A 22,487-nucleotide genomic window follows, 5' to 3' on the forward strand; every position below is an offset into this window, starting at 1 on the left:
CTGCGCGGCCTGCATGGTCAATGCTGTTGCCCTCTTCCACCAGGGCAACCGCATGAAACACTGTATGACGTCGACCGCGCTCATGTTGCTGGCGCTGATGGTGTGCTGGCAGGCCGAAGCGTCCAGGTTCAAAGCCACGAAGATCATCGTCGTCCAACCCTCGGTCGCCTTCGAGTCAACGCAGCTGAGCGACAGGCACCTGGATGCGTGGATGAGTGAGGATGATCACTGCCGCGACTTCCTGATGTACCACGACCAGTGTGCCGTGCTGGTACTGCCGGATCAGTACGACGACGGTTTCACCCGCCACCAGCTGCGATTGAAGGCCAGGCAGCTGCCGGGCGAGGCATTGGGCGCGTACTGCCGCGACCTGCATGTGCTGTGGAAGCAGCAATGGAAAGGCCAATGCCCCGTTGGCGAAGAAGACGACGAAGGTGCCTGAGGCCGAGGGCATAGCGCCTGCTCTGCGTTAGTCCCTACGGGCGCAGCAGCAGCCGGATGTCCTCGCCCACCTGCCGCTGGTCGACCACGCGCAGGCGACGCTGCTGGTCCATGGCATCAATGCCGAGGCCAGCCAGCAGCGGGCGGCCGTTGTCGCCCAGCAGCGTGGGCGCCTGATAGAGCAGAAGCTCATCGACCCAGCCAGCGCGCAGCAGCGCACCGGACAGCGTCGCGCCGGCTTCGGTGTGCACTTCGTTGATACCGCGCTCGGCCAGCAGCGCCAGCACCGCGCCCAGGTCCAACCGCCCCTCTGCGCTGGGCACGCTGGCGAATTCAGCATCGGCCGCATCCGGCGCGCTCACCGCCGCAGCGTGCAGGTACAGCGTCGGTGCCCCGCCCTCGCGCACGCGGCTGCATTCGAGCGAGCGCAGGCGCGAATCCAGCACCACACGCAGTGGTGCCATCACTTCGGTATCGGCCAGGCGCACGGTCAGCATCGGGTCGTCGGCCAGCACCGTGTCGCCGCCGGTCAGGATCGCACCGGCGCGCGCGCGCCAGTGCTGCACGTCCTCGCGCGCGGCCGGCCCGGTGATCCACTTGGAACTGCCATCGGCCATCGCGGTACGGCCATCCAGGCTGGCGGCCAGCTTCACCCGCAACCACGGCCGATTGCGCTCCACGCGCGACAGGAAGCCCTTGTTGAGCTCGCGCGCCTGCGCCGCCATCAGCCCTTCGGCGACGTCGATGCCGGCATTGCGCAGCAGATCGAACCCACCGCCATCGACCTTGGGGAATGGATCACGCATCGCCGCGACCACGCGCGACACGCCGGCTTCGATCAAGGCCAGCGCACACGGTGGCGTGCGCCCGTAGTGGGCGCAGGGTTCCAGGGTGACGTAGGCGGTGGCACCGCGTGCTTCGGTGCCGGCCTCGCGCAGGGCGAACACTTCCGCATGCGGGCCACCGGCGCGCTGGTGCCAGCCCTGCCCGACCACGCGTTCGCCATGGGCGATCACGCAGCCGACCATCGGGTTGGGGCGGGTGGTATAGGCAGCGCGCTCGGCCAGGCGCAGCGCGTTGGCCATGTGCAGGTGGTCGAGGACGGAGAACGAAGTGGTCATGCAGCCATGGTAACGCCGCCGGTGTTGATCCATGCCGTCAGTGCCAACCAACGGTTGGCACCCACCAGTGAATGCGGCCACCGGTGCCCACCAAGGTTGGCACCCCCAAGGCAGAGGCAGTCAGCCCTTCTTCTTCTTGGTCAGGGCGATCACATCGCCCAGCAGCTGCAGCTGTTCGGTACTGGACGGCAGGTCGCGCTCGAGCTTCTCGATCTCCTCGCGGAAATCGGCCACGTCCTCGAAGCTGCGGTAGACCGAAGCGAAGCGCACGTAGCCGACATGATCGAGCTTGCGCAGTTCGTTCATCACGAACTCGCCGACCTTGATCGAGGGCACTTCGCGCTCGCCGCTGATGCGCAGCTGGTGAACCACCGCACGCACCGCTGCTTCGATCTTGTCTTCGGCCACCGCACGCTTCTGCAGCGCGCGGTCGAAGCCAGCGCGGACCTTGCGCTGGTCGAACGCCTCGCGGGTGCCATCGCTCTTGACGATGGCCGGCAGCTTCAGTTCGACCGTTTCCAGGGTGCTGAAGCGCTCGCCGCAGGCTTCACATTCACGCCGACGACGGATCGTCGCGCCGTCTTCAGAGACGCGCGAGTCGATGACCCGGGTATCGGCATGTTGGCAGAAGGGGCAGTGCATGGAACGCCTGGCTCAGGAAAGTACCTATTGCCACGGTCATGGCAGCGTCGCAAAGGTACCTGAGAAAGGGCGCAGCGGCAAATGCTGTCTGCGCGGAAGTACCTGCATTTCGGCCAACCAGAGCGTCCAGTGAGGTCAGCAGGACCAGACGTTCAACCAGGTGCCGACGGCACCGGGGCCGCGCGTGCCCAGCGCAGCCACGCCAGGTGCCCGGCCATCACCAGCAGCGGCGGGCCGAACCCAAGGAAGGCCAGGGTCGAGATTTCCCCATGCTTGAAGGTGAAGTACAACGCGGCGGCGACCACGGCCAACGCGGCCAGCACCCCCAGCGCAAGGCCGACCCAGGCGACAACCGGTGATTGGCGCAGGCCGGCAACACCGCGCCACAGGAACAGGCCGCTCAGCCACAACCACGACAGCAGGCCGATGATTCCAGCCGACGACCACAGCAGCAACCACGTGTGCTCGTCGCCCGTCAGGTACTTGCCGTCCCATACGACCATCAGCCCCAGCACGGCACCCGTGCCGCCTGCTGCCACGGTGGGCAGGCCCACCAGCAGGCCGGCGATCGCCATCCAGCGTCTGTGCAGACGCTCATCCATGCGTTCGATTTCCTTCCATGGGCCACGTCATGCGCGGCGTTTGATCCACACCAGCATCGCAGCCGGCACCAGCATCGACGGGCCCAGCAGCAACAAGCCGATGCCTTCGGCATGCACGGCGATGCCCCACCACAGCGCCAGCCCCAGCGGGGGCAAGGCGGCGAGACCGCCCGCCAGCAGCATCCACCACCAGAGGCGGTGCACGTGCAGCCCGGCACGCCCCTGCAACAGAAAACCCGCGCTGAGCCACAACCAGGCCAGGCAACCGGCAATGCCGGCCAGGCCCCACAGCGGCATCACCGTCACCGAGGCCAGCGTGCCATGACCGAACTGGCCCAGCCCCATCAGCAGCAGCATCGTCGCCGCCGCGCCGCCCATCACCAGGCTGGGCAGGCCAAACAGCACCGCCAGCGCGGTGTACAGGTACTTGAGGTGGCGCTCATCCACGCGGGCCTACTCCTCTGATCGCGCCGGGCCGGATGGCTCGCCCAGGGCGTCAGCACGCAGCCGCAGGAGGATCAACGTACCGGTGGGCACCAACAGGGACGGCCCGGCGAACAGCCCGCTGAGCACGGACGAACCCAGCTCGGCGAAGTAATACAGCGCCATCGCCAGCAAGGGCAGGCCTGCCAGCACGCCCAGGCCCAACAGCAGCCACCAGCGGCGTGATGCCATGTGCAGCCCGCGTGAACCATCGCGCAGCCAGACGATGCTGAGTGCGACCCAGGCCACGAGGCCGGCGATCGCGCACGATCCCCACGCGAGCATGCCGGCGGCAAACCACAGGTTGTCCGCGTCCAGCGAGACCAGCCCGATCACGCCCATGACCACGGCGATGCAGGCGCCGGCACCGCCGAAGAACAGGCTGGGCAGGCCGAACAGCACCGCCAGTGCGATGTACAGGTACTTGAGGCGGCGCTCATCCATGCGCGGGATTCCTGATGACGGGGTCAGAGCCCTTCCCTGCGGGAAGGGATCCGACCCCTGCGTCGATCCGGAAGGCGGGGTCGGATCCCTTTCCGCCAGGAAGGGCTCTGCCCCCACTCTCCGATCAGCCGTAGACCGGGTACTTGCGGCACTGCGCGCTGACGGCGTCGCGCACGCGGGCGATGACCGCGTCATCGTTCGGTGCGTCGAGCACGTCGGCGATCCAGTTGGCCAGATCCACGCAGTCCTGTTCGACGTAGCCACGGGTGGTCACCGCCGGCGTACCCAGGCGCAGGCCCGAGGTCACGAACGGCGAACGCGGGTCGTTCGGCACCGAGTTCTTGTTGACGGTGATGTGGGCCTTGCCCAGCGCGGCTTCCGCGTCCTTGCCGGACACGTCCTTGCCGATCATGTCCACCAGCATCAGGTGGTTCTGGGTGCCGCCGGAGACGATCTTGTAGCCACGCGCGATCAGCGTATTGGCCATCGCCTGGGCGTTCTTCACCACCTGCTGCTGGTAGGCCTTGAAGCCCGGCTCCAGCGCTTCCTTGAAGGCCACGGCCTTGCCGGCGATGACGTGCATCAGCGGACCGCCCTGGATGCCCGGGAACACGATCGACTGCAGCTTCTTGACCAGGTCTTCGTCGGCGCCCTTGGCGATGATGATGCCGCCGCGCGGGCCGCGCAGGGTCTTGTGGGTGGTCGAGGTGACCACGTGGGCGTGTTCCAGCGGGCTCGGGTAGACGCCTGCGGCGACCAGGCCGGCGACGTGGGCCATGTCGACGAACAGGTAGGCGCCGACCTTGTCGGCAATGGCGCGGAAACGCGCCCAGTCGATCACCTGCGAGTAGGCCGAGAAGCCGGCCACGACCATCTTCGGCTTGTGCTCCAGGGTCAGGCGCTCGACTTCGTCGTAATCGATCAGGCCCTGGTCGTTGACGCCGTACTGCACGGCGTTGAACAGCTTGCCCGAGGCATTGACCTTGGCGCCGTGGGTGAGGTGGCCACCGTGGGCCAGGCTCATGCCGAGGATGGTGTCACCCGGCTGCAGCAGGGCGAAGTACACGGCCTGGTTGGCCTGCGAACCGCTGTGCGGCTGCACGTTGGCATAGTCCGCATCGAACAGCTGCTTCAGGCGGTCGATCGCCAGCTGCTCGGCGATGTCCACGTATTCGCAGCCACCGTAGTAGCGCTTGCCCGGGTAGCCTTCGGCGTACTTGTTGGTCAGCTGGCTGCCCTGGGCTTCCATCACCGCCGGGCTGGTGTAGTTCTCGCTGGCGATCAGCTCGACGTGGTCTTCCTGGCGCTGGGTCTCAGCGGCGATGGCCTTGGCCAGTTCGGGATCGTAGGATTCGATGCGGACGTCACGCGGGAACATCGGGTACTCCAGCAGGCAGGGAAAAGGGGTACGGCTCAGCCCTCGATTGTAGCTCCGCACTGGCCCGCTGGGGCCGAAACGGACGGGGCCGGCATCCCCGAAGGAATCCGGCCCCGTATGGTTTCGATCGATAGTTGTGGGGTCAGAGCCCTTTCCGTTGGAAAGGGATCCGACCCCGGCCGCGATCCTCAGCGACTGAGCACGTACTGGGCGATCACACCGGTGGCGATGGCCACCAGCAGCATGTTGCCGCGATCATCCCGGATCCACTGATGGCCGTACGGCGGGCGGCGCAGGTTGTAGCGCGGGTAGTCGTTCACCACGTAGACCGGGCCGCGGTAGTAGTCGCGGTAGCGGTGGCCGACCTTCCAGCCATAGCCCGGGCCATAGGCCGGGCGATAGACCACGCGCGGCGGTGCCGGGCGGTAGTAGCGGTCATGGTCACGGTGCCAGTCGCGGCGGTCGCGTTCCCAGTCGCGCCGGGCCTCGCGGCGGTCGCGCTCCCAGTCGCGGCGGTCCTGGCGCCACTCACGGCGATCCTCGCGCCACTCGCGGCGGTCGTGGTCGCGGCGATGGTCGTTGTCGGCGAAGGCCGGGGTCACGGCGCCCAGCGCCAGCACAGAGGCCACGGCGCCGGCCATTACTCGATTGATGCGCATGTCAGACCTCTGCTTGGGTGGGTGGTGAGCCCATATTGCGCAACCGATCTGAACCGTTTCCGGCTGGAAACGCTTCCCGCTGCAGGACTGTGACGGAGCATTCAGGCCACGGCCAGCCTGCGCGGCTCCGGCCGGGCGCGGGCCGGAACCGGTTCCGGCTATAATTGGCGGTATTCCATTCCAGTCTGTGCCCGCTGCCGCAACGGGATGTTCCCGTGACGGGTCGGGCGCAGGGCCGCGCCTACGGAGACCGCATGTCCTCGCAATACATCTACACCATGAACCGCGTGTCCAAGGTGGTCCCGCCCAAGCGGCAGATCATCAAGGACATTTCCCTGTCCTTCTTCCCGGGCGCGAAGATCGGCCTGCTGGGCCTGAACGGCGCCGGCAAGTCCACCGTGCTGAAGATCATGGCCGGCGTGGACACCGATTTCGAGGGTGAAGCCCGCCCGCAGCCCGGCATCAAGGTCGGTTACCTGGCGCAGGAACCGGAACTGGACCCGAACAAGACCGTGCGCGAGTCGGTCGAGGAAGGCGTGGGCGAAGTGCTGCAGGCCCAGGCCGCGCTGGAGGCGGTGTACGCCGCCTACGCCGAGGAAGGCGCCGACTTCGACGCGCTGGCCAAGGAACAGGAGCGCCTGGAGGCGATCCTGGCCGCTGGCGACGCGCATACCCTGGAAAACCAGCTGGACGTGGCTGCCGATGCGCTGCGCCTGCCGCCGTGGGATGCCAAGATCGCCAACCTGTCCGGCGGTGAAAAGCGCCGCGTCGCACTGTGCCGCCTGCTGCTGCAGAAGCCGGACATGCTGCTGCTCGACGAACCGACCAACCACCTCGACGCCGAGTCGGTGGAATGGCTGGAACAGTTCCTGGCGCGCTATACCGGCACCGTGGTGGCGGTCACCCACGATCGCTACTTCCTGGACAACGCCGCCGAGTGGATCCTGGAACTGGACCGCGGCCGCGGCATTCCGTGGAAGGGCAACTACACCGAATGGCTGGTGCAGAAGGATGAGCGCCTGAAGCAGGAAGAGAACCAGGAAAAGGCCCGCCAGAAGGCGATCCAGAAGGAACTGGAGTGGTCGCGCCAGAACGCCAAGGGCGGCCGCTCCAAGGGCAAGGCCCGTCTGGCCCGCCTGGAAGAGCTGCAGTCGCAGGATTACCAGAAGCGCAACGAGACCAACGAAATCTTCATCCCGCCGGGCGAGCGCCTGGGCAACATGGTGATGGAGTTCAAGAACGTCTCCAAGAAGTTCGGCGACCGCCTGCTGATCGACAACCTGTCGATGCTGATTCCGCCGGGCGCGATCGTCGGCATCATCGGCCCGAACGGCGCCGGCAAGTCGACGCTGTTCAAGATGATCACCGGCCAGGAGAAGCCGGATTCGGGCGAGATCGTGATCGGCCCGACCGTGCAGCTGTCCTACGTGGACCAGAGCCGCGACAAGCTGGAAGGCAACCACAACGTCTTCCAGGAAATCGCCGGTGGCCTGGACATCCTCAACATCAACGGCATCGAGATCCAGTCGCGCGCCTACATCGGCCGCTTCAACTTCAAGGGCCAGGACCAGCAGAAGATGGTCGGCTCGCTGTCCGGTGGTGAGCGTGGCCGCCTGCACATGGCCAAGACCCTGCTGCAGGGCGGCAACGTGCTGCTGCTCGACGAACCGTCCAACGACCTGGACATCGAAACCCTGCGTGCGCTGGAAGACGCGCTGCTGGAGTTCCCGGGCAACACCTTCGTGATCTCGCACGACCGCTGGTTCCTGGACCGCATCGCCACGCACATCATCGCTTTCGAAGGCGACTCGCACGTGGAGTTCTTCCAGGGCAACTACCGCGAGTACGAGGAAGACAAGAAGCGTCGCATGGGCGACGATGCCGCGCCGAAGCGCCTGCGCTTCAAGGCGCTGAAGTAAGAAAGGAAGAACGGCCGCGCTCTGCGCGGCCGTTCTGCATTCGGGTAGGTCACGACCGTTGGTCGTGACACCTTATTGTCGCGAGAAGCCCCATGTCCCTGTTCGAGCGCCTGTTCCAGCTGCAGCAGCACGGCACCACCGTGCGTACCGAGCTGCTGGCCGGTGTCACCACCTTCCTGACGATGTCCTACATCGTCTTCGTCAACCCGGAAATCCTCGGCACCACCGGCATGGATGCGGGTGCGGTGTTCGTGGCCACCTGCCTGGCCGCGGCGCTGGGTTCGGCGGTGATGGCGCTGGCGGCCAACTTCCCGGTCGGCATGGCACCGGGCATGGGCCTGAACGCGTTCTTCGCCTTCACCGTGGTCGGTGCCGCCGGCCTGCCGTGGCAGCAGGCACTGGGCGCGGTATTCATCTCCGGCCTGGTGTTCCTGGTGCTGTCGCTGACCGGTGTGCGGGCGTGGCTGGTGTCGGGCATTCCTTCGTCGCTGCGCTCGGCGATCGTGGCCGGCATCGGCCTGTTCCTGGCGATCATCGCGCTGCAGAAGTCCGGCGTGATCGTCGGCAATGAAGACACGCTGGTGGCGCTGGGCCCGTTGAATACGGCGCCGCCGCTGCTGGCACTGGCCGGCTTCCTGCTGATCGCGGTGCTGGAAGCGCGCCGTATCCGTGGCGCGATCCTGATCGGGATCCTGGCGGTGACGGGCGCGGGCTGGGCATTGGGCGACGTGCAGTACCAGGGCCTGGTCTCGCTGCCGCCGAGCCTGGCGCCGACCTTCCTGCAGCTGGACCTGCCGGGCCTGCTGCACCACAACGGTGGCGCGCCGATCGCCGTGTTGCTGCAGGTGGTGCTGGTGTTCGTGCTGGTGGAAGTGTTCGATGCCACCGGCACCCTGTATGGCGTGGTCGGTCGCGCCGGACTGCTGAAACTGCCGGGCGCGCAGAAGCGTTTCGGCCGCGCGCTGCTGGCCGACAGCACGGCGATCGTGGCCGGTTCGCTGCTGGGCACCAGCAGCACTACCGCGTTCGCTGAAAGCGCCTCGGGCGTGCAGGTGGGCGGCCGCACCGGCCTGACTGCACTGGTGGTGTCGGCACTGTTCCTGGCCGCACTGCTGTTCTCGCCGCTGGCGGCGATGGTGCCCGGCTATGCCACCGCACCGGCGCTGCTGTTCGTGGCCGGCCTGATGCTGCGCGAACTGGTGGACGTGGACTGGAGCGACCTGACCGAATCGGTGCCGGCCGCACTGTGTGCCCTGGCGATGCCGTTCACCTACTCCATCGCGAATGGCCTGGCGTTTGGCTTCATCGCGTATGCGGCGCTGAAGGCCGGCACCGGCCGCTGGCGCGAAGTGCATCCGGCGGTGTGGCTGGTGGCGGTGCTGTTCGCGCTGCGCTACGCGTTGGAATAATCGGGGCGCGATGCCGGCCAGCGGCCGGCACTACCGGATGGTGATTCACCTGCCACCCGGGGCACGATGCCGGCCAGCGGCCGGCACCACCCGGCGCGGGGTTCACCTCCCACCCACGGTGCTCTGGGATGATGCGGGCATGGTTCGGCCCGACCTTCCCACGGATCCGTCTTCGCCGTTGCGCCGCCGGTTGCTGCGCGCGGCAGTGCTGGCGCCGTTGGCCGCTACGCTCGCCACCCTGCCCGGCTGTTCGCTGCCGGTGCAGGTGGATGGCACCTTCCTGCAGCCCTGGCGCAGCCATCTGCAGTGGGGCCCGGCCGACTGGCAACGTTCGTTGAAGCTTGCCCACGCGCTGGGCTGCCGGCAGCTGGTGCTGCAGTGGACCGGCATCGTCGGTGGCAGCGATGGCGACTGGTCGCTGCCGGACAGCAACCTGCAGCAGCTGTTCACCGCCGCCAGCGAGAACGACATCCGCATCCGCGTTGGCCTGCCCTTCCAGCAACGCTGGTGGCAGGCCATCGGCGCCGACGACGCCACGCTGCAGGCGTTCCTGGCCGACAGCCTGGCGCACGCGCGCAGCTGGTTGGCACAGGCGCCGTGGGCGCAGCAGCCCGCCTTCGGCGGCTGGTACCTGCCCTACGAACTGGAGCAGTTCCACTGGGCCGATCCGGCCCGCCAGCAATGGCTGGCGCAGTGGCTGCACGGGCTGGCGCAGGCCGCCAGCGCGCGCGGCGGTGACTGTGCGATCTCCTGCTACTTCAGCCGCCTGCAGACCGACGGCGACCTGGTCGCGCTGTGGCAGGCGGTGCTGGCACGGGCCGCGCTGCGGCCGATGGTGCAGGACGGCGTGGGGGTGGCCGGCGCCGGCAACGTGCAGCAGCTGCAACCGCTGCTCGGCCATTTCCGGGCACAGGGCATCGGGTTCGATGCGATCGTCGAACTGTTCCGCGAATTGCCCGGCAGCCCCGCCGACGGCAGCGCGTTCAAGGGCGAAACCGCAGATGCCGCGCGCATCCAGCGGCAGCTGGCGTGGGCGCACGACAGCGGTGCGCAGCACGTGCTGGTCTATGCACTGGAGCCGTGGCTGACCCAGGACACGCCGCAGGCCGCGGCGCTGCGACGACGTTGGGGCCTGCCTCAGTAGGAGAGGATGGCGGTGGCGAACAGGCCCTTGGCGCGCTGCGTATCACCGCCGCCGATCGCGAAGCGGTACTGCACGGTCAGGTCCAGGTAGGAACGCGGCGTGTTGTAGTGGTCTTCGCGGAACCAGTAGCGCACGCCCACGCCCGGCCCTGCGCCGAGTGACCAGCTACGCCGCGTATCGTTGAGTGCGAACGACTGCGCCGGGAACAGCGGGTAGCGGATGTCGCGCACGCGCGAGCGCTGGTCCAGCCAGTCCGCCCCCACCACCACATACGGCGTGACCACCCAGTGGGTCTGCCCGGCACCAAAGCGGAAGCTGCGGCCGGCGCGCAGTTCACCGGCAGCGAACCACTGTTCGCGATGCAGGCGCCCGTTGGCATCGCCCACCCGGCGCACCGGCGTGCCATTGGCATCGAGTGCGTCGAGGGTGAAATGCGCGCTGTTGTCATCCCACGTGTAACCGCCCTGCGCGTAGCCACTGACCATCCACCACTGATTCACGTCGGTGCGCAGGTCGGTGCCGTGGTAATAGCCGTAGGTCAGGTAGGACATCCAGCCACCGGACCCGCTGGCCAGGCGGTAGCGGGCCAGTGTGCTGGCTTCCAGTGGCGGGTTGCGGGCCAGCTGCAGGCTGCATTGCACGGCCGCCGAAGCGGGGTAGACATCGCCCGTGCGGGTGGCGCTGCCGAGGAACTGGCGACGCTCGATGCCGGCGCTCAGGCCGGTCTGGCCGAAGGCGTAGCGCAGGCCGAACGAGGCGATGGTGGACGGCCAGCCGGTGGTGGAACGCGAGCGGCTGAGCCGTTCGGCGCGCGCGCGTGCATCGGGCGTCGATTCGCCGGTGCACGGGTCCACGGCGCGGATCGACTCGTAGGTGCCACCCTCGTCGTACAGGGTGTTGAGCAGCCGCGCGTAAAGCTCCAGCGTGCCGTGCTGGTCATTGAAAGCCGGGGGGCGCCAGAACACTTCCAGCGTGCTGAACACCGAATCACCCGGCGTACTGATCGCCGCGCCGCCGACATTGGTCGCCGCCTGGCGCGCGCCACGGAAGCCGGCCGAGGCGATCACGCCCCACTCGCGCGAATAGTTGGCGATGGCATTGCGCACGTTGTAGCGCTGGTGCGCATCCAGTGGCAGCTCGCCGGCATCGGCACGATCAATGGCCGTCCGCAGCAGGGTCACCGCCTGCGGGTGATCGCCGTTGGCCGCGCTGGCGTAGGCCTGGTCAAGCACCACGCCCTTTGGTGCCCTGCCGGTGGCCTCGGCGGCACGGAAGTCGGCCAGTGCGCGCGCCGGCTCGTGCGCCTTCTGGTTGAGGTAGCCGCGCTGCATCAGCGCCTCCGCATCGTCAGGGCGCTGTGCCAGCGCCGCATCCAGGCGCTGCCGTGCTTCGCCCTGCTGGCTGCGGTTGCCTGCCGCCAGCGTAGTGGTCAGCAGCCCCTGCAGGCTCGCGTCGTCCGGTGCGAGCTGCACGGCCTGCCGCGCCTCGCCGATGGCCTCGGCATAGTCCCGGCGCGCGTAGGCCGCGTAGGCACGCTGTGCGGCACCACCGTCGCCCTGCAGGTCGGCCGGCATCAACTCGCAACGGTTGCCGCTGTCGCCAGACTGGCAGTGCTGGAACGGCGCCGGATAGGTCTGCGCGCTCATGCGCGGACGCTCGCGACTGGAACGGACCGCCTTGGCGCGCTGCTCGATGCCCTGCTGCAGCAGCTGCTGCGCGCGTGCATCGCTGGCATCTGCTGGCAATGCCGCGCGCAGCGGCGCCAGCAGTGCACCCGCACGTGTGCGGTCCCCAGCGGCCAGGGCCGCATCCACGGCCAGCAGGCGCACGTTGCGCTGCTGCATGGTTGACCCCGGCGCGGCGAGTGCGGCGTCGAAGTCTTCATTGGCCAGCAGGGTCTTGCCCTGGCGCTGGCGCAGATAACCGCGCATCACGCGGGCATTGAGATCCCCGCCGTCGGCCTGCAGTGCCTGGTCGGCACTGCGCTCGGCGTCGGCCAGCTGCCCCTGCTGCAGCTGCGCGGTAATCAGCAGCAACCGGTACGTCGCCACCTCCGGTGCCAGCTCGACAGCGGCACGTGCCTGCGCAACGGCCGCGGCATCATCCTGCGTGGACAGCGACCGGTACGCCTGCTGGGCCTGCAGCAGCGCGCGCTGTCGATCCAGCGCCACGCGCTGTGCGCGCAATGCCTCGACATTCGGCGCGCCCAGCTGCAGCGCGGTGGCAATGGCGGCGTCGGCCTGTTCGGGCTGCTGCTGTGCCTCCAGCGCGGCCACCCACAGGATCGCCCAGGCGCCCTGCGTTGGCTGCTGCCGGAAAGCCTGCTCGGCCTTGCTGGCTGCCTCTCCCATCCGCCCGGCGTCATAAGCGGCGTAGGCCTCGGTGGCCAGCGCGTAGGCCTGCTGCCTGGCGCGGTCTGCGCCGCTGCCAGCCACGCGCGGTGGGGAGGGTGCGCGCCCGCTCCTGGCATCCGGAGGCGTGCTGCGGGCAGCGGTGGCAGTGGCCAGCGCCGGCAACGCCGGATCCTTCAACCCCGCATCCAGTGCACGACGTGCCTGCTGCTGGGCCTCGGCACCCCGCCCCAGTTTCTGCAGCGCATAGATCTGCAACAGGCGCAGCCGCACCACGTCCGGGCGCAGCCGGATCGCTTCGGTGGACTGCCGGTAAGCCGCCGGGTAGTCACCGCGCTCATAGGCGGCAAACGCCTGCTCGGCGACGCGGTAGGCCGCACCGGACAACGGCAGTGCTGCATCGGCCTGGGCCAGCACCGGCGCGGCCGCCGTGGCCAGTGCCACGGCAATGACGGAGGACAGCAGCGTGGTCTTCATGCCGGCAAGGCTCCGGGAGGCGGCGACTGCAGCGCCGCCGCACGCCGGCGCTGTTCCTGCATGGCCTGGGCCACGGCGTCTTCGGTGGTGATGCCCTGCTTGACCAGGTAATCGCCGATGCGGCCGTCGCGCTGCGGCTTGTACGCGTCCAATGCGATCTCGAAGCGCGCGTGGTCGATCAGGCGCATCTCCACCAGCAGGTCGCCCAGCAGGGGCACGTTGTCCAGCTGCCAGTGCCGGTCGCCGCCGATCAGGCGCAGGCCTGCGTTGATTTCGCTTTCGCGGGCAATGCTCTGTTCGATGTGCTCGCTGCGGGTTTCCTGCTTCAGCAGTGCCAACGCTTCTTCGGGCAATGGGCTGGCCACGGCCAGCCGCAGGGTGCCCTGCTGGCGCGGTGGCAGCGGCAACATGCGCCATTGCACGCAGGCATCGGCACTGACCGGGAAGTGGCAGGCGCGCAGGTAGTCCACGTCGATCACCGCACGAGGCAGGTCGCCCTGGAAGGCGATCGCCTCGGCCAGCGTTTCATCATCCAGCCAACCCTGGGTGAGCAGGATGCGGCCCAGTGGCTGCTGCCGGCCGGCATGCTGCTGGTCCAGCGCCTGCTGCAGGCGCTCCGGCTCCACCGCCTGCCAGGTGGTCAACAGCTCGCCGAGCTGCTTGCGCGTCTGCACCAGCTGCGCCGCATCCGGGAAGTCGTGCATGGTCTTGTCCCAGACCATGCGCTTGCCGAACAGCAGGTAAGCCAGGAACACCTTCCACGCACGCGCGGTGGCCATGAAATTGATCATGTTGCCGACCACCATCCGCGGGATCGACATCAAGGCATGCTCCCAGCCGTACAGCCGGTTGACGAAGTAGAAGCGCTGCACGACGCGGGTGGCCAGCGCTGCGGTGGTCAGCAGCGCGACGTTCATCTGCCAGGTACCGGCCTGGAACACGCTGGGAAACTGCATCGTCCACACCCCGGACATCTTCAGCAGCCAGAACAGCAGCAGCTGCAGGAAGATGAGGTAGGCAATGATGCTGACGAACGAGGTGATGATGCCCTTGCGGTCGCGCGCCAGCAGGTACTTGGTGGCCAGCGAGCCGCGCCAGCCCAGCGACTCCCAGCTCTGCAGGCCGATGCCCAGCACCCAGCGCGCCTTCTGCCGGTACGAGGCACGGAAGTTGTCGGGGAAGTACTCGCGCACGCACAGCGCCATCTGCTGGGTGCGCTCGCGCACCGGCCCCCAGCCGAACCAGGACGGGCGACGCACGCGGAACTGCACCGGGAAGCGGGCGAAGATCGACTGCATGCCCATCGCCGCCAGCCGCGCACCGACGTCATAGTCCTCGGTGAGGCTGTCGGTGTTGAAGGGCTGGTTGTCGGTCTGCGCGCTCAGCGCCAGCAGCGCGCGCCGCGAGAAGCAGGTACCGACGCCCGCCGATGGCACCATGCCGGAAACACTTTCACGCACGACCAGATCCTTGGCGTGCCATTCGGCGAATTCGTCCATGTAGACACCGGCAACCAGCTCATACCACTCGCGGTCCAGCGAGGTGACCGGCAGCTGGATCATGTCCTTGCGCGGCAGCAGGTAGTTGTAGAAGCGCAGTTCCATCGGATGCAGCACGTCCTCGCTATCGTGCAGGATCACCCCGGCGAACTCGATGTCGTGGCGCTTCTCGTAGTCGAAGATCGCCAGGATCAGCCAGTTCAGGCAGTCGGCCTTGCTGGTCGGCCCGTCGTGCGGCACTTCCACGCGGCGCAGGCGCTTGTAGCGGCGACGCATGCGCTCGACCTCATCGATGGTCTGCTGGTCGTTGGGATAGGTGCCGACGAACACGACGTACTCGCGGTAATCGAGCACGTTGATCATGTTCTCCACCATCTGCGCGATGACGTCGTACTCCATCCACGCCGGCACCATGATCGCCAGCGGCTGCTGCGGGCGCTGCAGCAGGTCGTCCTGGGTCAGCGGCCGGTAGGCATCGCGGCGCTTGATCGTGAGCGCGCGCCAGCTCTCGCGTACCCAGTACCAGACATCGATGAACAGGTCATCGAGGCTGGAGATCAGGATCAGCACGGCCACCGCCGCCGCCGTGGTTTCCAGGGCGGCGTAGTAGTTGGCCAGCTGGATGTTCCAGAACAGACCGTCCACGGTGGATCAGTGCCCTGTGTTGGCGGACTTGCGGCGACGCACCTGGGTGACGCGGGCGGCCAGCAGCGCGAACACGATCACGCCGACCAGCAGCAGCAGCAGCCAGACCATGTGCCGTTCCCACTTCGATTGCGGGTTGCCGTCCTGCGCGATACGCGTGCCGTAGGGATCCTGGCGGTCGAATTCGCGCACGGCATCACTGCCGTCGAGCACGGCGAGATCGCCCCGCAGCAAACGGAATGGGGCGCCGAACGGCGGTGACTGCGCACCGAGGTCGCTGTAAACAACGCCCAGCTGGCCACCGGACGACCCCACCTGCACCACCGCGGCACGATCCAGCCCGCTCACATCCAACAGCGGTTGCGGCTTGCCGCCGATCAGCAGGTGGCCATCCTTCAGGCCGGCCATATCGACACCGGATGGCGCCACGCCGAACGCCAGCCACGGCGCGCCCGGGCTGACCACGGCACCGGCTTCGACCACCTTCAGTTCCGATGCCTCCGGCGATGCGCCCACTGCGCTGGTCACCGCGATGACCTTGCCCAGCGAGGCCGGCGCATCCTGCAGCCAGGTGCCGGGCACGAACACCTGGTTGCCGCGCGACAGCTGGCTGCTGGCACCCACGAAGTCACTGCCCAGCGAACGCTTGGCCAGGGTCAGGTGGCTGCTGGGCAGGATCGAGACCGGATAGCCCGTGGCCGGATCGTGGCAGTAGGGACGCGCCGGCTGGCGCAGGAAGCTGACACGGATCTCGTTGCGTGCCGACAGCGCGTAGGCCGGCACCTTGGCCACCAGCCGTTGCGGCTGGCCGTTGGCCGACAGCAGCTTGCCACCCAGCAGGTAATCGTTGAGGTAGATCGTGGCGACCGCGCCCTGCCCGGCCGCGTTGGGGGCCGCCGAGACATCGATCACCACCTGCTCGGGCAGGCGGCCATCGGCCGACAGTGCGCCGAGGTCGAAGCTGGCGCTGCGGTCGGCGCGGGTCACCACATCCATGGTGCCGGCGATGTTGCCGAGCCGGCTCAGCAGTACCTGGTCACCATCCAGTCTGGGCGTGCCCGCTGCGCTGACCTGCAGGCTGCGGCCCAGTGCATAGCTGCGCCACTGCTCGGCGAGCAGCCCGGCGACCTTACCCGCCGCCGCCGGGTCGACCACCAGCGTCGGACGCCCGGCCACGGCCACCACGCTGACCGACGCGTTGGCGGCGGGCTTTTCCAGGCCGCCCATGTCGGTACCGCGCCACGCGGCGAACGCGGTGCCCGCATCGGCCCCTGCCGCGCCGACCTGTACGGCCAGCGCATCCAGCGCCGCACGCACGCCGGCGCGCAGTGCATCGCTGCCGATCATCACATCGGCGGCCAACGGCCCGCTGTCGCGCAATGACAGCAGCGCGCCGACTTCGGCCAGATCCCTGATCGCATGCGCGCGCTCACCCGTGGCCAGCGCGGCGTAGGCCGGCACGCCCTGCAGGCTGGCCGGGATGCTGATACCGGCCAGGTCAACGCTGTCACCGACCTTGGGCAGGGCCACCACCTGCACCTGTTTGCCCCCGGCCTGCAACGCGGTACCGATGCGCCAGGCCGCATCGTAGGCCGTTGCCTGCAGCGCCTTGCCATCCACCAGCAGGCGCACCCGCGGTGGCAGCGCCCCCCACGCCTTGGCAACGGTATCCACGGCGCGGCCGTCGAAGCGGTAGCTGAAACGCGAGTCCGGCGACAGCCGCAGCACATTGGCCGGCGCGCTCTGGTCGGCGCACTGGTAATCGGACACGATCGACCACCAGCCGACGCCGACCCGTACGAAGCCGCTCTGGCGGGGTTCGCCATCGATGGCCAGCAGCTGGCTGGCATCGCCCTGGGCATCGGTGATCGAACGCGCCGCGATCGGGTCGCCATCGACCGACCACAGGCCCGAGGTGCGCCCGGCGTGGCCGCGCACATAGCGCCCATCCAGCTGCAGCTGCGCGTCGAGGGTGGCCACACCGGCCGGCACCGGCAGGTAGACCTCGCGCTGGCTCTCCTGCCCGCTCAGCACCAGTGGCTGGCGGAAACCGAGTTCGCGCAGGGTCATCTGCCGGTTCACCGTGCTGTCGCTGCTCCATTCGGTGAACTGGCCGGCGACGCTGTCGGCGGCATGGGCACTGCCAACCAAGCCCGACAGGACGAACGCAGCGGCGGATGCAAACAGGGAAGAGCGGCCGGTCTGGGTCATGGCGTCACTTCGCGTGGATGGGGTGGACGGCGCCGCTGCTGCGGACGCCGGGCGAGAATTCGGGAAGGGGCGCACCGCGCAGGGCGGCGACGATGCGGGCGCTGGCGCGGCCATCCCCGTACGGGCTGGCATCGGGGTCGAAGCGGGCCGGCTGCGGGGGGCGTGCCAACACCGCGTTGACCGCATCGACGATGCGCGAGGGCGTGGTGCCGACCAGCGTGACCACACCGGCTTCGACCGCCTCCGGCCGTTCGGTGACATCGCGCATCACCAGCACCGGTTTGGCCAGCGCCGGGGCTTCTTCCTGCACGCCACCGGAGTCGGTGAGGATGACGTCGGCGCGCTGCATCAGGCGCACGAAGCGCAGGTAATCCTGCGGCGGCACCAGGTGCACGTTGTCGAGGTTGCCGAGGTGGGCATTGACCGGGCCCTGCACGTTCGGGTTGAGGTGCACCGGGTACAGCACCTGCAGGTCCGGCCGCCGTGCCAGCTCGGCCAGCGCACGGCAGATGTCCTCGAAGCCCTGGCCGAAACTCTCGCGGCGATGGCCGGTGACCAGGAGCAGCCGGCGGCCGGGTTCGAGCATATGGAAGGGTTCGTCGGCCTGCGCACGCAGTGCCGGATCGGCATCCAGCCGCTGCACGGTCTGCTGCAGGGCATCGATGACGGTGTTGCCGGTGACCAGGATCTGCCCGCCCAGGTGCTCACGGGCCAGGTTGGCGCGCGAGCCGGAAGTGGGTGCATACAACTGATGGCCGACCACATCGATCACCCGCCGGTTCATCTCCTCCGGCCACGGCCGGTGGATGTCGCCGGTGCGCAGGCCGGCCTCGACATGGCCGATCGGGATGCGGTGATGGAACGCGGCCAGGGCCGCGGTCATCGCCGTGGTGGTATCGCCATGCACCAGCACGTAGTCGGGGCGGACCTGCGTGTAGAGCGCGTCAAGCCGTTCGAACAGCCTGGAACACAGGCCATTGAGGGTCTGGTTGGGCACCATGACATCGAGGTCATGGTCGGCGGTGATCTCGAACAGCGCCATCACCTGGTCGAGCATCGCCCGGTGCTGCCCGGTGATGCAGACCACCGATTCGATATCCGCAGCGTGTGCCAGGGCGCGCACCAGCGGCCCCATCTTGATGGCTTCCGGTCGCGTGCCGAACACCGACAGGACCTTCACCGGAGCGCTCCCGAAAGCCGGCGCGGAAGGGGGCAAGCAGCAGTAGCCACGTCTGGATCCTTTCGGCGTTGCCGTCCAGCACCCGCAGGCAGGAGACGGTCACCTCATGAGGAAACTCCAAATTCGCGACATACATCACACTAAGGCGTCTGTATGCGCGTCGTGGCATCGATCTTCATCGTTGCAGGATCAAGACGCAGTCAACGCCGCCCGTGAGCCGGGCGACGTTGCGGCGGAGCGCAGCAGGGGCAGCCGCCGGGGCGGCCTTACTCGTACTGGATGGTGAACGTGGCCTGGCCGTTTGCGACACCCGCGCCCACCGTACCGGCCTGGGTCTGCACGTAGCGCGCGCGCAGCGGCAGCGCCATGACGCTGGTACCCGGCGCGGTGGTGCCAACGCTGATGGTCTGGCCAAAGCGCACTTCACGCTCGGTGCTGCCATCGCGCTGGACCATCTGGATGCCGATGCGGGTGGCACTGTTGCTGGCCGCGCTCAGCTTCAGCACGCCCGGCATGTTCGAGCTGTCCTGGTCGGCATCGAGGCGGATGCCGATCTTGCTCTGGTAGGCGGCAACGTTGCTGCCCTGGCAGTTCAGGCGGATCTCGAAGTCGCGATCAACGGCCTTGGAGCCGACACCAGTGAAGGTGGTGTTGGGCACACTGCCGAAATCGACGGCAATGTTGCGGCTGCCGGCCTGCACTTCACAGGTCGGGCTGACCACGGTGGTGCCCGAGCCCTTGAACGTCGAGGTCAGTACCGGGCGCCCGGGGCCATCGCCGTCGAAGTAGTAGTTGGTGAAGCGGCCGTTCGGCGCGATCACGCCCGAACCGGTCTGCGCAGCGGTCTTGATCAGCTGGATGCGGAACTGGCCACCGATGAGGCTGACCACGGAACCGCCACCGAAGTTGATCGAGTGCGGGTAGTAGGTCTGGATCGCACCCGAATCGCGGTACAGGCGGATGCCGACGCCTGCCACATCGGTTTCATAGACGTTCGAGAAGCCGGCCACGGGGCGCTTCTGCGCTGCGTTGACGTACTCACCGATCGAACGACCGCCGGTCCAGGAATCGCAGCGGGCAACGCTGTTCTGCTGGGTGATCGGTTCACTGATTTCCTTGATCACACCGCCGACCGGGGTGCTGGGCAGGATCACGATCTGGCCCATGTCCATGGTCACGTCCTGGGCGATGAACCAGCTGTTCTGGATGCGGCAGGCGGCGCTGGCCTGCTGCGCCAGCAGCACGCCGCCCAGTACGGCCAGCGCGGCCAGCGCCTTGCGGCCACGGGAAGAAATCATCGGCATGCTGCCTCCAGCGGGATGAAGCCGGTCTTGGACGCATCGGCGCCCGCCGGTACCTGGTAATCAATGGTGCAGCGCTGGTCGGCACCGGCGCCCCACTCGACCTGCAACTGGCCCTGGTTCTTCTCGCTGCGCACGTACAGGCGGCCGCCCTGGCTGACCATGCCGACCGGCTGGCCCTGTTCGTCCTTGACCTGCGCACCGAACGGCATGCTGCGGCCATCGGCGTTGCGCACCTGGATCAGCAGCGCGTTGCCCTTGCGGGTGTCGAAGCGCAGGTAGCTGATGGCACCGGCGAACGGCGCGATGGACTGGCTGGTGCTTTCCAGTTCGACGTCGTGGGCCATGCCCTGCGGATCGAGGGTGACGGTGTTGAGGCGGTACGGCGACACATACGGCACCACGGCGTAGCCGCGGCCATCGACGCGCAGGCCCGGCGCGTTGCTGACGATCGCATCGCGCGCGCCCGGCGCTTCGACCAGCACCATGGTGTCGCCGCGCTGCGGGGTGAAGGTGAAGCCGCCCGGATGCACGACCACGCTGCCGTTGGCACCGACCGACGCCTGGCGGAAATCACGCGAGTGGCTGTAGGTGGCGTTCAACGCCGAGTAGCGGCTGCGGTACTCGGCATTGCCGACCGCAGTGGTGCCACCCTCGCGGGAATCGGACAGGGCCACGCCGTAGCTGAAGTTGTTGTCGACGCCGGCCGAACCGGTGATGCCGACGCGGCTGTTGTCGTAGCCACCGCGGTCGCGCGCGCCAAGGTCGGCGCTGAACGACACCGGGTGGGTGCCCCGGCCCAGCGGCACGCTCATCGACAGCAGGTACTGGGTATCGGAACGGCCGAGCACGCCTTCTTCGGTGCGCAGCGCCGAGAAGCCGTAGTTCACCGAGCGCCAGGCGTTGTTGTAGCCCACCTGGTACTGCTTGGAGGTGCCGGAACGGTCGTAGAAGTCACGCACCGAGCCGGTCACGTACAGCGCACCGCCACGTCGGCCCAGCGGCTGGTTCAGCGTTACCTGGAACTGGCTGCGCTGACGGCCACGGGTGGTCGGGTCGATGCCGCGCTTGTCCGAATCACGGCCATACAGCGCGTCCTGCAGGCTGTAGAAGCCTTCAGTGGAGTAGCGGTAGGCGGCCAGGGTCAGGTTGGTCCCGGTCTCGCCGATCATGTTGCTGTAGCTCAGCCGCACACTGGCGCCGGTATGGCTGCCGTAGTGGTCGAACGAGGTCCGTGCATGGGTGACGTCGGCAGCGAAGGCACCGACGCGCGTGGACAGGCCGACACCGTACAGCAGCGACAGGTAGCCTTCGCTCAGCGCGCTGCCGCCGTACAGGGTCAACTGGTTGCCGATGCCACGCTGGTAGGTACCCTGCACCAGCCACGGCTCATCGGCCAGCAGCTTGTTGCGCACCTGGCCGGCGGTCAGCGAGTAGCGCGACACGCCTTCGCGCAGCATCTGCGGCACAGAACCGAACGGCACCTTGAATTCGCGGCGGCGGCCGTCGGCCTCGATCACGCTCACTTCCAGGTCGCCGCCGTAGCCGGTCGGGTACAGGTCGTCGATGACGAAGCTGCCCGGCGATACGGTGGAGGAGTAGATCAGCTGCTGGTTCTGGCGCACTTCGATGCGCGCGTTGGTTTCGGCAATGCCGCGCACGACCGGCGCGTAACCGCGCAGCGAATCGGGCAGCATGCGGTCGTCGCTGGCCAGGCTCGCACCCCGGTAGCCGATCGAATCGAACAGCTCGCCCGTGGTGTAGGCCTCACCAATGGTGAGCATGCCGCGCACCTGCGGGATGCCGCGCTGCGCATAGGTGGCAATGCTCTGCCAGTGGCGGCCGTTGCCTTCGGACCAGGTCAGGTTGGAATCGTGGCGGAACTGCCAGCCTCCCAGGTTCAGGCCGGCGTTGAGGCCGAGGTAGGCGCTGCGATTGCGCTGCCCCCCTTCAACGCGACTGTCGCTGTCGATGGCGTTGAAGCTGTAGCCGACGAAGCCAGCGTTGATGCCGCGGTCCCACAGCGACGGATTGACGTAGCCGCGCGCCTCGCGGCGCAGGAACACCTGCGGGATGCTGAGGTCGTAGCGCAGGTTGCCGCTGTCATAGATGCCATAGGCATTGGCCATGCGCCGCTGTACCGGCACGCAGCTGGTCGTGTCGGTCGGCAGCGTCGGGTCCTGCTGCAGCAGCACGGCCTCGCTGTCCACACCCATTTCTTCCAGCATCGGCAGCGGCAGGCAGGCGTCGACGCGGCCCTGCTCATCGGCCTTGAACTGCAGATCGCGACGGCCCTGCCAGCCGCCGTTGACGTAGACGTCGACACGGTAGGTGCCAGCCACCATCGGGTTGCCATTGGTGAAGGAGGCCAGGTCGACCTGCTTGGCCTGGCCGGAGAGGAAGCTGGAGTTGAACTGGGCCGACTCGGGTGCACGCGCATTGGCCGCACCGCTCTGCGCCATCAGCGCCTGTTCGCCGAGATTGGCCGGCGCAGCCAGCGCCCATCCTGGGCAGGCCACGCCAGCAACCAGCAGGCAGATCGCCTGGTGGATCGACAATGTCAATCTGTTTCCGATCACAC

General features: G+C 67.9%; 16 protein-coding genes and 1 pseudogene. 4 read left to right on the forward strand and 13 right to left on the reverse strand.

All coding sequences use genetic code 11. The features are described 5' to 3' along the window. Positions 1–13 precede the first annotated feature (13 nt). Complete coding sequence (locus AC5P56_RS08250) at positions 14–442, forward strand: hypothetical protein (RefSeq protein WP_495231535.1); 429 nt, start codon at positions 14–16, stop codon at positions 440–442. A gap of 34 nt (positions 443–476) precedes the next feature. Here AC5P56_RS08250 and ribD read toward each other — a convergent pair whose 3' ends face one another. The 7 genes from ribD to AC5P56_RS08285 form a co-directional block, all read right to left on the reverse strand. After that, entirely contained in the window at positions 477–1,562 is a 1,086-nt protein-coding gene (gene ribD, locus AC5P56_RS08255) for a bifunctional diaminohydroxyphosphoribosylaminopyrimidine deaminase/5-amino-6-(5-phosphoribosylamino)uracil reductase RibD (RefSeq protein ID WP_495231536.1), read from the reverse strand. Between the two features lie 120 nt (positions 1,563–1,682). Next, positions 1,683–2,204, reverse strand: coding sequence for a transcriptional regulator NrdR (gene nrdR / locus AC5P56_RS08260; RefSeq protein ID WP_010481984.1), 522 nt, complete (start codon positions 2,202–2,204; stop codon positions 1,683–1,685). Between the two features lie 152 nt (positions 2,205–2,356). Continuing rightward, a complete protein-coding gene (locus tag AC5P56_RS08265; RefSeq protein WP_049407593.1) occupies positions 2,357–2,806 on the reverse strand; it encodes a hypothetical protein in 450 nt (149 codons plus the stop codon). Positions 2,807–2,833: 27 nt separating this feature from the next. After that, positions 2,834–3,253, reverse strand: a complete 420-nt coding sequence (locus tag AC5P56_RS08270) for a hypothetical protein (protein WP_014645915.1) — start codon at positions 3,251–3,253, stop codon at positions 2,834–2,836. A gap of 6 nt (positions 3,254–3,259) precedes the next feature. Further along, on the reverse strand, positions 3,260–3,733 hold the full coding sequence (locus AC5P56_RS08275) for a hypothetical protein (RefSeq protein WP_069118004.1): 474 nt from the start codon (positions 3,731–3,733) through the stop codon (positions 3,260–3,262). 124 nt (positions 3,734–3,857) lie between these two features. Next, the gene (glyA, locus tag AC5P56_RS08280; protein ID WP_495231537.1) at positions 3,858–5,111 is read right to left on the reverse strand and encodes a serine hydroxymethyltransferase; all 1,254 of its coding nucleotides are present in this window, start codon (positions 5,109–5,111) and stop codon (positions 3,858–3,860) included. A 188-nt stretch (positions 5,112–5,299) separates the two neighbouring features. After that, entirely contained in the window at positions 5,300–5,770 is a 471-nt protein-coding gene (locus AC5P56_RS08285) for an RcnB family protein (RefSeq protein ID WP_049408719.1), read from the reverse strand. A 254-nt stretch (positions 5,771–6,024) separates the two neighbouring features. Between AC5P56_RS08285 and ettA the strand changes: the two genes are divergently transcribed. The 3 genes from ettA (at position 6,025) to AC5P56_RS08300 (ending at position 10,242) form a co-directional block, all read left to right on the forward strand. Next, on the forward strand, positions 6,025–7,689 hold the full coding sequence (ettA, locus tag AC5P56_RS08290; RefSeq protein WP_005415249.1) for an energy-dependent translational throttle protein EttA: 1,665 nt from the start codon (positions 6,025–6,027) through the stop codon (positions 7,687–7,689). A 92-nt stretch (positions 7,690–7,781) separates the two neighbouring features. Then, positions 7,782–9,098, forward strand: a complete 1,317-nt coding sequence (locus tag AC5P56_RS08295; RefSeq protein ID WP_032962452.1) for an NCS2 family permease — start codon at positions 7,782–7,784, stop codon at positions 9,096–9,098. 139 nt (positions 9,099–9,237) lie between these two features. Next, on the forward strand, positions 9,238–10,242 hold the full coding sequence (locus tag AC5P56_RS08300; protein WP_230548470.1) for a DUF4434 domain-containing protein: 1,005 nt from the start codon (positions 9,238–9,240) through the stop codon (positions 10,240–10,242). Here AC5P56_RS08300 and AC5P56_RS08305 read toward each other — a convergent pair. The 6 genes and pseudogenes from AC5P56_RS08305 to AC5P56_RS08330 all read right to left on the reverse strand — a co-directional run bounded on the left by AC5P56_RS08305 (position 10,236) and on the right by AC5P56_RS08330 (position 22,464). Then, positions 10,236–13,070, reverse strand: a complete 2,835-nt coding sequence (locus AC5P56_RS08305) for an NfrA family protein (protein WP_495231538.1) — start codon at positions 13,068–13,070, stop codon at positions 10,236–10,238. The two genes, AC5P56_RS08300 and AC5P56_RS08305, sit on opposite strands and share 7 nt — an antisense overlap. Further along, positions 13,067–15,214: a glycosyl transferase family protein gene (locus tag AC5P56_RS08310; protein WP_053495311.1), complete on the reverse strand. Its 2,148-nt coding sequence runs from the start codon at positions 15,212–15,214 to the stop codon at positions 13,067–13,069. Before AC5P56_RS08310 ends, AC5P56_RS08305 begins: the two co-directional genes overlap by 4 nt. Before the next feature lie 6 nt (positions 15,215–15,220). Further along, on the reverse strand, positions 15,221–17,425 hold the full coding sequence (locus tag AC5P56_RS08315) for a hypothetical protein (RefSeq protein WP_495231539.1): 2,205 nt from the start codon (positions 17,423–17,425) through the stop codon (positions 15,221–15,223). After that, positions 17,422–18,605: pseudogene (gene wecB / locus AC5P56_RS08320) on the reverse strand (non-hydrolyzing UDP-N-acetylglucosamine 2-epimerase). The gene AC5P56_RS08315 and the pseudogene wecB overlap by 4 nt, the downstream one beginning before the upstream one ends. 266 nt (positions 18,606–18,871) lie before the next feature. Further along, on the reverse strand, positions 18,872–19,909 hold the full coding sequence (locus AC5P56_RS08325) for a fimbrial protein (protein WP_049442171.1): 1,038 nt from the start codon (positions 19,907–19,909) through the stop codon (positions 18,872–18,874). Next, on the reverse strand, positions 19,900–22,464 hold the full coding sequence (locus tag AC5P56_RS08330) for a fimbria/pilus outer membrane usher protein (protein ID WP_049408715.1): 2,565 nt from the start codon (positions 22,462–22,464) through the stop codon (positions 19,900–19,902). Before AC5P56_RS08330 ends, AC5P56_RS08325 begins: the two co-directional genes overlap by 10 nt. Positions 22,465–22,487: the final 23 nt, after the last annotated feature.

It is taken from the genome of Stenotrophomonas sp. YJH_SMC_131, assembly GCF_059367975.1.